The following is a 12823-nucleotide window of genomic DNA, read 5'->3' on the forward strand; positions in this document are numbered from 1 at the left end:
TTACCTAGTCAGCTTTTCGCCTCTGATGTTTTTAAGTGCACTTTTCTACGGCGCTGACTTGATGTGTTTGTGCGCCTTCACTAAGGCCGTGAGGATTTTCTCGCGGTCGTAGTGGCGCAGCTTTTCCAAATCTAACTGCATGTTAAAACCTTCGACATCGATGTCGGTGAAGGTCGATTTTTCGCCGAGGTCACGGCGCAGCCCCACCACTTCATAAACGGTCACCGGGCGGGCAAAGCCTTTGGCGCGAATTTCGCCTTTCGGGCGACAGGAGGCAATTTGTTTAACAAATTCGAAGGTGCTGCTGCTGATCAGGATCTCATTCGGCCCGGCACTGTTTTCTAAGCGGCTCGCTAGGTTCACTTCCTTCCCGATGATGGTGTAATCCATCCGGCTTTCCGCACCGAAATTGCCGACCGTGCAGAAGCCGGTATTGATGCCCATGCGGATGTTAAGTTCGTTATCAATGCCTTGCAACTTCCAACGGCGCCGTAACTCGGTCATTTTTTTGCGCATTTCCAACGCCATCATCACGCACGCCTGTGCGTCTTTTTGCGTGCCCTGAGTGTCTGGGTCACCAAAAAACACCATGATACTGTCACCAATGAATTTATCGATGGTGCCGCCGTGGTTAATGGTGATGCGGGTCATTTCTTCGAAATACTGGTTGATGATTTGCGTCAGGTTTTCGGGCTCCATTTGCTCCGAAAGCTCGGTAAATCCTTGAATGTCGGAGAAGAACACCACCAAGCGTTTGCGGGAAGTTTCCAAACGCACGTCTTTTTTACCTGAGAAAATGGTTTGCCAAACTTGCGGTGCAATGTACTTGGCCAGCTTGCGCGAAATGTTTTTGTAGGATTCAGTTTGCTCGCTGATGGCGATTTGGGTGGTTTGTAGGGTCTTCGCCAGCATGATCATGTAATAAGCGCTGACCAACACATAAATGCCTAGAAAAGCGCCACAGACGTAAATCATTGCGTCGTCCGGCGTTCGGTCAATCAGTTCCGGAAAATAATACCAAGCACCTGCCCCGGCCAAGGCCATAAATAATACAGCGGTCGAGAACGTACTGATGCGACCGGCGACGATGAAAGCCGCACACGCCAGGATGACCAATAGCATGGTCAGCATTGGCGTCAAACCAAAGGCCACAATAACCACGCCAAAAAGGGCAGCGTCGAGCACGATGATGATGGAGCGGGTAGCATTCGGAAAACGGACACGCAGCGGTGTAGTAAGAATGTGACTGGCAATGGGGTAGGCGACCAATGCCACTACCACTACGGCCCAAAAAGCGTCAAAAAACTCAGTTAGAATACCTGCGCCCATGGTGGCTGCAAAGGTTAAGTAAGCCAGTAAGCGAACATTCAGTTCCTGAGTTGTGGGCAAAAAAACGGTATTGACGTCTGAATGCTCCGGCTTATTGGGAAGGGTGTTGGTTGACATAAAATACTGAGATTTGCATCGCTGTGACTAAGCTGCTTTTATACCACAGGGGTTGCACTGACAGAACCATATCGAGCAAATGAGAATGAGTGAATGACAACATCGACGCTACAACAACTATTGACGCGCTCCTCTATGGCAAAACTAGCCGAGCCGGGCCCATCGGAAGAAGAATTGAAGCAGATTCTGCATGCGGGTTTGTTGGCGCCCGACCATGCTTATTTACGCCCAGCTCGACTCACCGTTGTATCGGGCGAAGGACTAAAGCGTTTGGGTGATTTATTGGCGCAGGCTGCCATGGCTGAAGACACCGAGGTGACGGCTGAGCAGTTGGAAAAGATTCGCCTTAAACCGATGCGAGCGCCGCTGATTATTGTAGTTGGGTGCCGCGTTAAGAGTCATGGCAAGGTGCCCGAAATCGAGCAGGTGGCTTCAACCGCGGCGGCGGTTTCATTGATGCAGGTAGCCATTGATGCGTTAGGCTACGGCAGTATGTGGCGCACCGGCGCGATGGCCTACAGTGGTATCGTTAAGCGTGCGTTTGGCCTGTCATCGCAAGACCATCTGATCGGCTTTCTGTACGTTGGCACCGCAGTGAAAGAACCTAAGAAGCGCGCCGACGTGCTGTGGGACGAGAGGGTATCAACCTTTTGATGCCTCTCGTATCGCTTGATTTGAGTTCATAAATCGAGCCATAGCATCGTAGGCCTGCTTGCAGTCATTTTTGATCAGGTCTTCCATATTTAAGAAAGCATGCAGTAAGTCAGGAAAGTGCAGGTGTTGGCTCGCCACACCGTGCGCTTCAAGTTGCGCCAGATAAGCTATGGCCTCGTCTTTGAGTGGGCAGTAGCCTGCAGTAATGATGAGCGTTTCAGGCAGTCGGCTGGTGACGGGCATGTTCAGCGGTGATACTGCACGCCGATCTTCTTGATGCTGAAAATACAGTTCGTAGTACCACTGAATGCGACGTTTCTCCAACATGTACCCTTCGGCCAGGTCGTCTATCGACGCATGGTTTAAGGTGTAGTCCAAATTGGGGTAGATCAATATCTGCCGGTCTATCAACCGCTCCGGAGCGTCCTGCAATTGAGCACTCAAGGTGGCTGTCAAGGCGCCTCCACCCGAATCACCCACTACCGTCAGCTCTCGAATAACGTGACGCTGTAAGCGATCCAGGGTATCCCATAGGTGCATGACGACAGTGCGGCAGTCGTTCAGGCCACTGGGGTAAGGGCATTCTGGCGCTAGGCGATACTCAACCGACACCACCAGTTGATGGCTGCTGGCCGCCAGTTTACGGCATATAGGATCGTAAACGCTGACGCCGCCCGCAATATGACCGCCGCCATGAATATAAATACACACCGGCTTGGCGATCGTGGGGTCCGGGTCGTAAATACGCACGGGTACGGCGTAATCATCGCCCTGGACCAAAGCGTCAGCAATCCATGGGAGTACAGGCTTGCGCGTCACCAAGGTCGATGTCATGTTGGCAAGACCTTCGCGAGCACTGATGGGCGTAGGTTCTGAGCCCGCAGACCGCTGCTGGCGGGTAATGCGGTTTAATTTGTCCAGCCAGTCGGCTAGTTGGGTATTTAATGCGGTTGTCATAATACTTCCCTGTGGGTCATCAGAGTCTATACATCACTAAGGCGTGGCCGTGGCAAACCAGCCGACCAAGATGGTCCGTGCACTGGGTATCCAAGTTCACTAACGACTTGTCTTTGCGCAGTCGTTGAATGGTGACCACGGCCTCAAGCGGCGTGTCGACTTGTGCCGCCATCTCAAATGTCATGTCCTGTTTGAGGTACATGGTTCCGCTGCCGGGCAACTTGACCCCAAGCAAGTAAGAAAACAGTCCGGCAATCAGTGGCTCAGGTACTTGTTGTGTTGGCCCGTTGGCTTTGGCAATGGCTTGCCACGACAACACATCGGCGGCGGTGAAGGTGCGCGTAACCTGGGCTTGCTGACCCACAGAGAGGGTGTTGAATAGGCGGTCGGTCACGGTCATGCCAGATCCTCCGTTGGCAGGGTGAGCGTGCATTGGCCTTCAAGGCACAGGGTGCCATTGGCCTTGCGAATTTCGGTGTTGAGCGTCAGCGAAGACGGTGTTGCAGGCATCGAACGCAATTGAATGGTCAGCGTTTCATCGGCGTAAGCCGGGTTGGCGAACATCAAGTCTTGATGCCGCAACCTGGAGTTTGGAAAGTGCTGCTGTACAACGCCCCGCACCAAGCTGAACAGCAGCATGCCGTGCGAGACCGTGGCGCCAAACACGGTAGACGCAGCAAATATCGGATCAACATGAATGGGGTTGTCGTCACCGCTGAGGCGCGCGAATTGGTCAAAGTCAGCCTGCGACAAACGGGTTGTCACGGTGTGAGTGATGGGCGTGTCAAACGGTAGCATCGCGTAACTCCTGTTTGGTAATCTTGCCCAGCGCGTTGCGCGGCAGCGTCGGCACAATGGCAATAGAATGCGGGATTTTGTATCCGGCAAGGTGTTGTCGACAGTATTGTTTGATGGCTTCGGGTTCGGGCGCTAAGTCGCTATGACACACCACGAAAGCTCGGCCCACTTCGCCCCAGCGCTCGTCCCTGACGCCGATGACGGCGGCTTCTTTGATGTCAGGATGATGCAGCAGTACTTGCTCGACCTCGGCTGGATACACGTTTTCGCCGCCGGAAATGAACATGTCTTTGCAGCGATCAACAATGTAGTAATATCCGTCGCTGTCGCGGCGGGCAATATCGCCGGTTCTCAGCCAACCATCAGCATCAATGGCTTGCTGTGTGGCATCGGGCTGGCGCCAATAGCCGGGTGTAATGCCTGGGCCGCGCACCAGCATTTCACCCGCTCGCTGGTCAAGAATGTCGTTACCGGAGGGGTCTACCAAGCGCACTTCAGCCAGCAATTGGGGTACGCCGACGGAGCCAATTTTATCGAGTACGCGGTCGGCCTCTAATAGAAACACCGCCGGTCCTGTTTCGGTCATGCCGAAACCTGTACGTACCTGAATGCCCATATCAACAAATCGTTGGGCGACGGGCAAGGCAAGCGCTGCACCGCCGCAGCTCCAAGAGCGCACGGCCGATACTTTTTCGCCGGAAAAGTCAGGGTGTTCCAATAACGTTTGGTACACCGCAGGTACGCCAAAAAACAGCGTGGCGCGGGTAGACAATACCTCAATGGCTTGGTCAGGCTCGAAGGATGGCGCGATCAACACGGTTCCACCCACCAGCAGCACGCCCGTCGAGAACAGGTTGATGCCTCCGGTATGGAACAGCGGCAAGACGTTGAGCAATACGTCTTCTCGGGTCAGTGCGACCGACAAGCCAATATTGAAATAATTCGCCAGCATCATGCGGAAGGTCTGGATGACGCCCTTGGGGCGTCCCGTGGTGCCAGAGGTGTAGAGCAAATACCACGGTGCATCTGGGTCGCGCGGTGGGTAGGCACTTACGTCCGGCTCAACCGCGTTGAGATCCGCTTGATAGCTGCGCGTGAATCGATTGGCGGTAAGGCTTGCTGGCGCAAGCTGTGCCAGTTGCTCGGCATCTTCATCGGTGGCGTCTAGAGCTACCAATGTCATGGTCGGGTGCGCCGCCGCCAGAGTGTGCACGGTAGCGGAAAAGGCGGCGGTGTAAACTAAGGCTTGTGGTGCGCAATCGTGCAGCAAAACCTCGAGTTCGGGTGGGGCCAGGCGCCAATTGAGGGGCACCAGGACCAAGCCGGCTTTCGCACAGCCAAATAAGAAAGCGAAAAATTCCGCTCGGCTGTGGCCCAGATAAGCAATACGATCACCCGCTGACAATCCCCAATCGGTCAGCGCAGCAGTCGCGAACGCCGCGGCTTCGCGGTTCAGTTCTGTGTACGTAAAGGTACGCCCGGTGCCCAAGTCTTCCACGGCCAAATGAGTGGGTGATACGCGGGCACGCTGGGCCAGCAGGTCAAACATCTCCATCCTATCCTCCGTCTCCGTGGGTCGACTTGTTGTGCGCTGTGCTTTAGGTCGCGGCGTTCATGTCGTTAAAAAAGCGGCCATACCGTGGTCGGCGTCCGGCGTCATAATTTGTTGGCAAAACAGGTGTTGCTCGGCGCGCAGTTTGGCCGCCAACTGGATGGGCTCAGGGCGCATCAAGGTCAATGTGTGGCGGTGGCTGCTGCGGTAACCGGTGGTGATTTGTTGCACGACTTCATGGGTGGCTTCGGTCAGCTCGGTGGCTGAAACCAGGTAGGTTAAAAGCCCCAAATGGTGTGCTTCTTCAGCCGCCAAGGTGCGGTTGGTCAGCAGCAGATCTAAAGAACGTGTGCGACCGATGCGCTCTGGCAGCAGGGCTGTCCATCCGCCGTCGGGGGCAAAACCCACGCGGGCATACCAAGGCGCAAACTGCGCTTCCCAGGTGCCGATCACCACGTCGCACGCCAGTACCAACCCCAAACTGCCACCGGTGACCAGTCCGTGGACTTTTGCCACCGTGGGGCAGGGTAATTGTGTTAAGGCCAAAATGGCATCGTGCAGACTGCCGACCAGAGCAGACGCATACTCTGCGCGCACCGCGTTGGGTTGCTGATAAAAGGCTGTAACGTCGCCGCCGGTCGAGAAGGTCTTTCCGGCGGCCTGCAACACGAGTACATCCGGGGTCTGGTCGCGTACGTCCTCTAACGCGTGCAGTAATTGGTGAACCAGTTCGGGCACCAATGCGTTAGCGCGCTCTGGGCGGTTCAGTGTTAACGTTGCCACCGTGCACTGGCCCTGCAGGCAGGGCATGGTTTCGTAGGTGATGCGCACCAAGTTCGTCATGATCCGTGTTGGCGGTCGTCTGGGTTGGCCAATCCGTGGCGCAGTAAATCGGCCATGGTGGCGACAATTTCATCCATGGGTACATCGTCTTTCCACAGGCCGAAGCGCATACCGAGAAAGTGCGACATACCCATTAAGGCCCAGTTTCTGATCTGGTTGTTGCCGGGGCGAAGCTCTCCTGCCTGAGTGGCTTCGGCTAACATATTGCCGTACGCCTCACTGAAGGTTTCATAGTATTCACGGTAAATGTCTTCGTCGACGAACTGAACTTCCTGCAGTACGCGGTACATCCACGGGTTGCTTTGCACATATTCAAGAAATGCCCGCAGACCGCGGGTTTCGGCGTCGATTCTATCGGTAGCGCCCTCTACACTCTGCGCAAGGTGCGCACGCAGGTTGTGGCCCATTTCCTTGATGAGTTCGCGCATAGCTTCTTCTTTTCCTTCGAAATAGGAGTAAAAAGAACCCAGTGCTACACCAGCCACTCGGGTGATGTCGCTGATGCCGGCCTGATGGTAACCCAGGGTGCCAAAGCACTCTTCGGCCGCCGCGAGAATACGCAACCGTGTGCGTTGCCCGCGAGCAGTTTTAGGCTTGCGCGGCACTTTAGGATCTTTGGTCGGGCGCTCGCTGGCCCGAGCGCTTAATTTTGTTGATGTCATAAGGAAAACCGATTTCCGTGGTTGTATTTTTATGAAACATGAATCATTATTCATAAAGGTTAAGGCGCTGCCGTAGTTCTGTCAAGCAAAGTGCAGCGACGCCGAACCATAAACAACAATAACATTGACCCATCCAGGAGAAAGCACAATGAAGCGTCTTCTCAACGCTATGGCCGTCGGCACAGGAGCACTGGCCTTCAGTGCATCAGCCCTCGCCTCAGACTCTATCCGTATTGCCCACGTTACCGGTTTTTCCGGCCCATTGGCAGCCTATGCCGAGCAACTGCATGTTGGTATGCAGATGGGATTCGAATACGCCACTGATGGCACCATGTCTATTGATGGTCGTGCCGTTACCATCATTCGTAAGGACGATCAGACGGACCCGGCTCGTGCTCGGGCTCTAGCGGAAGAAGCCTACGCTGAAGACGACGCGCATATTGTTGTGGGCTCAGTCGCGTCGGGTGTGGCCTTGGCCATGTTGCCCATCGCAGAAGAGTACGAGCGCATCATGATGCCGGAAGGTGTAGCGGATGCGATCACCGGTTCTGAATGGAATCGGTATGTGGTGCGTGTGGGTCGTAACTCAACGCAAGATGCTATTTCCAACGCCGTCGCTGTCAGTAAGCCTGGCGTCTGCATTGCGACCATTGCGCAAGATTACGCGTTTGGCCGTGATGGCGTAGCTGCTTATAAAAATGCCGTGAATGCGACCGGTGGCAGCGTGGTTCATGAAGAGTACCTACCGACCGACGCGACCGACTTCACTGCTGCATCGCAACGTTTGTTCAACGCGCTGCGTAACCGCACCGACTGCGCTGAGGGTAAATACATCTTCTCTATTTGGGCCGGTGCGGCTAACCCCTTGGCGCGAATTCAGGACTTGCAGCCTGAGCGGCACGGTATTCAGTTGACGACGGGTGGTAACATTCTGCCTGCCTTGGTGAGCTACGCCGATTTCCCTGGTATGCAGGGTGCGACGTACTACTACTACGAACTGCCGCAGAACGAGATCAATGATTGGTTCGTGGCGCAGCACTTCGAGCGTCACAACTCCGCTCCGGATTTCTTCACAGCGCAAGGTTTTGCTCAGGCGATGGCCATTTCTGCTGCGGTGCGTAAGGCCGGTGGTTCGACCGACACCGAAGACCTCATTACAGCCTTTAAAGGCCTGGAGTTCGATTCACCAAAGGGTCGAATCCACATTCGGGCGGACGATCATCAAGCTTTGCAGGCCATGTACCACTTCACCACAGTGCCACAAGAGCGCAGTGACTGGTTCAACAACCGCACGGTAACGGCCGGTGTGCCCGAACTGGTGCGGGTGGTCGAGTTGGAAGAGATGACTATCCCGATCATGAATCGCTAATTTAAGGCCAAAAGGGGTGGCGTGGGCTGCCCCATTATCCACCACCAAACGATTGGGCAGACAACCATGACAAAAACAGCCCCCGTATTGGAAACACGCGACCTGACCATTAAATTCGGTGGTCATGTTGCGGTTGATGCGGTTTCCTGTGCATTCCATGCTGGCTCCTTGACCACCATTATTGGTCCGAACGGTGCCGGTAAAACCACCTTGTTCAACCTGATCTCCGGACAACTGCAGGCCACCTCCGGGCAAGTCATTTTGTCCGGCGAAGACCTTGCAGGGCTTTCCGCCGAAGCACGCTCTGATCGCGGGCTAGGACGGGCGTTTCAGCTAACCAACCTGTTTCCTAATTTGTCGGCACTTGAAAATGTCCGATTGGCCGTCGCGGCACGCCACAAGATTGGTCATATATTCTGGCAACGCGCCGCGTCTCGCACTGATTTGACCGAATTGGCGCATGACTATTTGTCGCGCGTGAACCTGGCGCACAAAGCCACCATGATGGTGGGGAATTTGCCGCACGGTGACCAACGGAAGCTCGAAGTCGCTTTGTTGATGGCCTTAGAACCCAAAGTCTTTATGTTTGATGAGCCGACGGCCGGCATGAGTGTGGACGAAGTACCGGTAATTTTGGACTTGATCGCCAATCTGAAACAGCAGACTGACAAAGTCATCCTGTTGGTAGAGCACAAGATGGACATCGTACGTTCGTTATCCGACCGCATCATCGTGTTGCACAACGGACAAATGGTCGCCGATGGCGAGCCCGCTGAAATCATTGCGTCGTCCGTGGTGCAAGAAGCTTACCTTGGGACGTCCGCGCCCAGCGACGCGGAGGTCGAAGCATGAGTGATTACATTCTAGAACTGAAAAACGTGCACGCCGACATCGACCAGTACCACATTCTGCATGGTGTTGATCTGCAGGTGCGTACCGGTGAGCTGGCCGTATTGCTGGGTCGTAACGGCGCCGGGAAAAGCACCACTTTGCGCACGATCATGGGCCGCACCAAGGTGCCCAAGGGCGAGGTTCTGTTTCGTGATCAACCCATCACACATTTATCGACGCCCAAAATAGCGCGTAAGAACATCGCCTTTGTACCCGAGAACATGGGTATCTTCAGCCAATTAACCGTGCGGGAGAACATGCTGTTGGCGGCGACCAGCGGCACGCTGGATCAGGACCGCTTGGGTTGGATATTTGATCTCTTTCCGCCGTTGGATCGATTCTGGCAGAAGGCCGCAGGCAACCTGTCAGGCGGTCAAAAACAGATGTTGGCGATAGCGCGTGCCTTGATCGAGCCACGCGACCTGATCTTGGTGGACGAGCCCACCAAAGGCTTGGCGCCTGCCATCATCGATGATCTCGCAGTGGCTTTTGAGCAACTGAAAGCGCAGCAGGTGTCGATTCTATTGGTGGAACAAAACTTTAATTTCTCGCGTCGTCTCGGTGAGTCAGTTGCGGTGATGGACGATGGCCGCGTGGTTCATCAGGGTTCCATGGCCGACCTTGCCGCCGATGAAGACCTACAACACGAACTGCTTGGCCTTGGCCTGGCAGCGCATCAATAAGGGGTAAGGTATGTCTACGCAAGAAGCTCGACTCCGACTGGTCAGCGGATTAACGCAGGGGCGTGAGAAAATCCGTTACCTGCGGGACGAACGCCCACATTGGCTGATTTTAGGCGGCATGGTGTTTATCGCGCTGTTGCTGATGGACCCAGCGACCTGGTTAACCCTGACCATCAGCGGTATGGCAATGGGTGCTATGTTGTTCTTGATGGCCTCAGGTATGACCTTAACGTTCGGCCTGATGAGTGTCCTTAACCTTGCCCACGGCGCATTTATTTCTTTGGGTGCCTTTGTCGGTGCCACCGTGCTCACCACCTGGCTTACCGGTTATACCGGCCCAGCCTCGCTGGCGATCAATATGATGGCGGTCATACCGGCACTGGTGTTGGCTTTGCTGGTGGCAGGGCTGGTTGGCTGGGCATTTGAATTGCTGGTTATTAAGCCTGTTTACGGTGATCACCTGAAACAAATACTGGTCACCGTGGGGGGCTCCATCGTTTTGATTCAGTTGATCGAAGTGGTGTGGGGGGCGAACGAAATTCCGGTGCCTCGGCCTTCGGGGCTGCGCGGTGCCTTTATTGTACCGGACGCCATTCCGCTGATCGGTGGGCTGGTGTTGGAAAAATATCGTTTGATCGCTCTGACACTTGGCCTGGCCGTTTACGGTGCCATGGTGTGGACCATTGAGCGTACCCGACTCGGTATTTTGATTCGTGCTGGCGTAGAAAGCCGCGAAATGGTGGAGATCCAAGGCTATCGGATTGGATTGCTGTTTCTCGGCGTCTTTATTGCCGGCTCAGCACTGGCCGGAATGGGTGGCGCGATGTGGGCCATGTACCGCGAAATCATCACCGCACACATGGGCGAAGAGCTGATGATTTCGGTCATCGTCATCATCATTCTTGGGGGGCTGGGTTCGGTACGCGGTTGCTTCTATGGAGCGCTTTTGGTGGGCTTGATTAACCTGTATGTCGGGTACTTGGAGCCGCGCTTGGCGGCGGTGGCAACCGTTGGCTTGATGGTCGGTGTGCTGATGTGGCGTCCGCAAGGGCTCATACCAGTCATCAAGGTTTAAGGAGGCGGTATTATGTTGAACGCAGTATTTTCGGGTGATTTTCCACGCAGTCGCATCCTGACAGCAGCACTGATATTGATCGCCATATCGTTGGCGCTTGGGCCCTTCCTGTTTCCGGGTACCCGCGCGTTTGCCACGCTGGGTATGATCTGTATCTTCATCATCGTGGTAGCGTCCTATGATTTGATGTTGGGCTATACCCACATTGTGTCCTTTGCTCATACCATGTTCTTTGGCATTGGCTCCTACGGCATTGCCTTGGCACTGGGGCACGTTGGCACGGGCTTTGGCGCCATCTTCATAGGTATTGCTGGTGCCTTGGTCGTCAGTATCGTCTTGTCTTTGGTGTTGGGGTTGTTGTCCTTACGGGTAAAAGCGATCTTTTTCGCGCTGGTAACCTTGGCGGTGGCCTTCGCCTTTCTCAGCTTGGTGACCCAGTTATACCATGTGACCGGTGGTGAAGATGGCCTTCGTGTGCGTGTACCGCGCGAACTAGGTCCCGCGTATCGGCCGCTGGATGGTCCCCTGACCGGATTTAACATTCTGGCCTTCTTAAAGGTGTTGGTGACCCAGCCGTGGAACCTTGCCGACGGTTTCCGAGAAGCGTTTTTCAACGTCAACGTCAACGGACGGGTATTGATGTACTACGTGCTGGTGGCAGTGGCGACCCTGGTGTTTCTCTTCCTATTGCGCTTGGTAAACTCGCCGTTCGGTCGCGTACTGCAAGCCATTCGTGAGAATGAGTTTCGCGCGCAGGCATTGGGCTACAAAACCGTGTACTACCGCACCGCAGTGGTGATCTTGTCAGCGGCACTGGCTACCTTGGCTGGTTGCTTGTTTGCCTTGTTCAATCGCTACGTTAACCCGGAGAATACCCTGAACTTTGAACTCATGGTGTTTATCCTGCTGATGTGCGTATTAGGCGGAATGGGGACCCTTTACGGTGCTGTCATCGGTGCCGTTGTGTTTATACTGGCGCAGAACTACCTGCAAGACGTACTGTCCGCCATTGGCGATCAGGTAGCTGTAGGCGGCTTCCTAGGCAAACTGATCGCGCCCGAACACTGGCTGCTCTGGTTCGGCCTGCTGTTTGTGGTCAGTGTGTACTTCTTCCCATCCGGTATCGTCGGGCAACTTCGCCTGCGTGCCGAACGCCGCCAGATGGCAGAAGAAGAGAAAGACAGTTCAGCTGCAACTGATCTGCAAGAAAAAACCGTTGAATGAGCCGGTGCTAAACACCTGATTTAACACGAAAAAGGCTCGTTGTCGTTGCAATTCGGGGAGGCTTCCAGTAAAGTCCTCGCCCGATTCTGTGCTAAAGCAACGAATCACCCGGTGAGGTGTCCGAGTGGCTGAAGGAGCACGCCTGGAAAGTGTGTATGGGAGAAATCTCATCGAGGGTTCGAATCCCTCCCTCACCGCCATATCCACAAAAAAGGGCTGCCCAAAAGGCAGCCCTTTTTTGTGGATATCCCGGAGGGCGTGGAAAGAACCCCCGGTTCGACCAATCGCGCCAGCGATTGAGACCGCACCAAGGTGCGCCCGTAGGGCAAGAAAAATGCAAGCGCATTTTTCTTGGTCAATCCCGACCGTCCCCAGTCTTAGTTCTTTGCCTCGCAAAAGGCAGCCCTTTTTTTATGGCCATGGATGGCCGGTATGCTGGCAACGCAGGAGCAGTTGCCAGTTTGGATATTCCGTAGGGCGTGGAAAGAACCCTCCGGTTCGACCAATCGCGCAGGCCACACCTAAAAACTACTGCGCTCGTGCTGGCGGCGTTAAAATCGAATTCAAAATGCTCACCTACAGGAAGTAGGCTCCGCTTCTGAATTCGATTTTGCCTTGCCAGTCCGTCGCTCGTAACGTTTTTAGCTGCGCCCTAGGCGGCGGATGACG

Annotated in this window: 13 protein-coding genes and 1 tRNA gene; 7 read left to right on the top strand and 7 right to left on the bottom strand. The window is 54.8% G+C overall.

The window, feature by feature from the left end:
* Window positions 1-45: 45 nt before the first annotated feature.
* Complete coding sequence (locus NFC81_RS05830) at window positions 46-1446, bottom strand: adenylate/guanylate cyclase domain-containing protein (protein ID WP_304996590.1); 1401 nt, start codon at window positions 1444-1446, stop codon at window positions 46-48.
* 93 nt (window positions 1447-1539) lie between these two features.
* On the opposite strand from NFC81_RS05830, the gene NFC81_RS05835 reads away from it, so the two are divergent.
* Window positions 1540-2100 carry a nitroreductase family protein gene (locus tag NFC81_RS05835; protein ID WP_304996591.1) on the top strand — a complete coding sequence of 187 codons (561 nt, stop codon included), beginning with the start codon at window positions 1540-1542 and terminating at the stop codon, window positions 2098-2100.
* Here the strand turns inward: NFC81_RS05835 and NFC81_RS05840 are convergent.
* The 6 genes from NFC81_RS05840 to NFC81_RS05865 are packed head-to-tail and all read right to left on the bottom strand — an operon-like array spanning window position 2089 to window position 6912.
* Window positions 2089-3057, bottom strand: coding sequence for an alpha/beta hydrolase (locus tag NFC81_RS05840; protein ID WP_304996592.1), 969 nt, complete (start codon window positions 3055-3057; stop codon window positions 2089-2091). The two genes, NFC81_RS05835 and NFC81_RS05840, sit on opposite strands and share 12 nt — an antisense overlap.
* A 19-nt stretch (window positions 3058-3076) precedes the next feature.
* Window positions 3077-3457 (bottom strand): hypothetical protein, encoded by a 381-nt coding sequence (locus tag NFC81_RS05845; RefSeq protein WP_304996593.1) that lies wholly within the window; start codon window positions 3455-3457, stop codon window positions 3077-3079.
* Window positions 3454-3855: a MaoC/PaaZ C-terminal domain-containing protein gene (locus tag NFC81_RS05850; protein WP_304996594.1), complete on the bottom strand. Its 402-nt coding sequence runs from the start codon at window positions 3853-3855 to the stop codon at window positions 3454-3456. Before NFC81_RS05850 ends, NFC81_RS05845 begins: the two co-directional genes overlap by 4 nt.
* Window positions 3842-5410, bottom strand: coding sequence for an AMP-binding protein (locus NFC81_RS05855; RefSeq protein WP_304996595.1), 1569 nt, complete (start codon window positions 5408-5410; stop codon window positions 3842-3844). The genes NFC81_RS05850 and NFC81_RS05855 overlap by 14 nt, the downstream gene beginning before the upstream one ends.
* 57 nt (window positions 5411-5467) lie before the next feature.
* Window positions 5468-6250 (bottom strand): enoyl-CoA hydratase/isomerase family protein, encoded by a 783-nt coding sequence (locus NFC81_RS05860; protein ID WP_304996596.1) that lies wholly within the window; start codon window positions 6248-6250, stop codon window positions 5468-5470.
* Window positions 6247-6912 (bottom strand): TetR/AcrR family transcriptional regulator, encoded by a 666-nt coding sequence (locus NFC81_RS05865; RefSeq protein WP_304996597.1) that lies wholly within the window; start codon window positions 6910-6912, stop codon window positions 6247-6249. Before NFC81_RS05865 ends, NFC81_RS05860 begins: the two co-directional genes overlap by 4 nt.
* A 148-nt stretch (window positions 6913-7060) precedes the next feature.
* Between NFC81_RS05865 and NFC81_RS05870 the strand changes: the two genes are divergently transcribed.
* The 6 genes from NFC81_RS05870 (at window position 7061) to NFC81_RS05895 (ending at window position 12354) form a co-directional block, all read left to right on the top strand.
* Window positions 7061-8281, top strand: coding sequence for a substrate-binding domain-containing protein (locus NFC81_RS05870; protein ID WP_304996598.1), 1221 nt, complete (start codon window positions 7061-7063; stop codon window positions 8279-8281).
* A gap of 66 nt (window positions 8282-8347) precedes the next feature.
* Window positions 8348-9133, top strand: coding sequence for an ABC transporter ATP-binding protein (locus tag NFC81_RS05875; protein ID WP_304996599.1), 786 nt, complete (start codon window positions 8348-8350; stop codon window positions 9131-9133).
* Window positions 9130-9855, top strand: coding sequence for an ABC transporter ATP-binding protein (locus tag NFC81_RS05880; RefSeq protein WP_304996600.1), 726 nt, complete (start codon window positions 9130-9132; stop codon window positions 9853-9855). Before NFC81_RS05875 ends, NFC81_RS05880 begins: the two co-directional genes overlap by 4 nt.
* A 10-nt stretch (window positions 9856-9865) precedes the next feature.
* The gene (locus NFC81_RS05885) at window positions 9866-10930 is read left to right on the top strand and encodes a branched-chain amino acid ABC transporter permease (protein ID WP_304996601.1); all 1065 of its coding nucleotides are present in this window, start codon (window positions 9866-9868) and stop codon (window positions 10928-10930) included.
* A gap of 12 nt (window positions 10931-10942) precedes the next feature.
* Window positions 10943-12154: a branched-chain amino acid ABC transporter permease gene (locus tag NFC81_RS05890; RefSeq protein WP_304996602.1), complete on the top strand. Its 1212-nt coding sequence runs from the start codon at window positions 10943-10945 to the stop codon at window positions 12152-12154.
* A 110-nt stretch (window positions 12155-12264) separates the two neighbouring features.
* Window positions 12265-12354 (top strand) — tRNA-Ser (locus NFC81_RS05895).
* Window positions 12355-12823 lie beyond the last annotated feature (469 nt).

Source organism: Salinispirillum sp. LH 10-3-1, assembly GCF_030643825.1.
In the GTDB taxonomy this organism is placed as follows: Bacteria; Pseudomonadota; Gammaproteobacteria; order Pseudomonadales; family Natronospirillaceae; genus Salinispirillum.

What these genes read in the sequence shown, in the direction of transcription:
- NFC81_RS05835 (WP_304996591.1), top strand. Translation starts at nt 1,540, where the DNA reads ATGACAACATCGACGCTACAACAACTATTGACGCGCTCCTCTATGGCA.
- NFC81_RS05830 (WP_304996590.1), bottom strand. Translation starts at nt 1,446, where the DNA reads ATGTCAACCAACACCCTTCCCAATAAGCCGGAGCATTCAGACGTCAAT.
- NFC81_RS05860 (WP_304996596.1), bottom strand. Translation starts at nt 6,250, where the DNA reads ATGACGAACTTGGTGCGCATCACCTACGAAACCATGCCCTGCCTGCAG.
- NFC81_RS05885 (WP_304996601.1), top strand. Translation starts at nt 9,866, where the DNA reads ATGTCTACGCAAGAAGCTCGACTCCGACTGGTCAGCGGATTAACGCAG.
- NFC81_RS05875 (WP_304996599.1), top strand. Translation starts at nt 8,348, where the DNA reads ATGACAAAAACAGCCCCCGTATTGGAAACACGCGACCTGACCATTAAA.
- NFC81_RS05855 (WP_304996595.1), bottom strand. Translation starts at nt 5,410, where the DNA reads ATGGAGATGTTTGACCTGCTGGCCCAGCGTGCCCGCGTATCACCCACT.
- NFC81_RS05850 (WP_304996594.1), bottom strand. Translation starts at nt 3,855, where the DNA reads ATGCTACCGTTTGACACGCCCATCACTCACACCGTGACAACCCGTTTG.
- NFC81_RS05870 (WP_304996598.1), top strand. Translation starts at nt 7,061, where the DNA reads ATGAAGCGTCTTCTCAACGCTATGGCCGTCGGCACAGGAGCACTGGCC.
- NFC81_RS05865 (WP_304996597.1), bottom strand. Translation starts at nt 6,912, where the DNA reads ATGACATCAACAAAATTAAGCGCTCGGGCCAGCGAGCGCCCGACCAAA.
- NFC81_RS05840 (WP_304996592.1), bottom strand. Translation starts at nt 3,057, where the DNA reads ATGACAACCGCATTAAATACCCAACTAGCCGACTGGCTGGACAAATTA.
- NFC81_RS05890 (WP_304996602.1), top strand. Translation starts at nt 10,943, where the DNA reads ATGTTGAACGCAGTATTTTCGGGTGATTTTCCACGCAGTCGCATCCTG.
- NFC81_RS05880 (WP_304996600.1), top strand. Translation starts at nt 9,130, where the DNA reads ATGAGTGATTACATTCTAGAACTGAAAAACGTGCACGCCGACATCGAC.
- NFC81_RS05845 (WP_304996593.1), bottom strand. Translation starts at nt 3,457, where the DNA reads ATGACCGTGACCGACCGCCTATTCAACACCCTCTCTGTGGGTCAGCAA.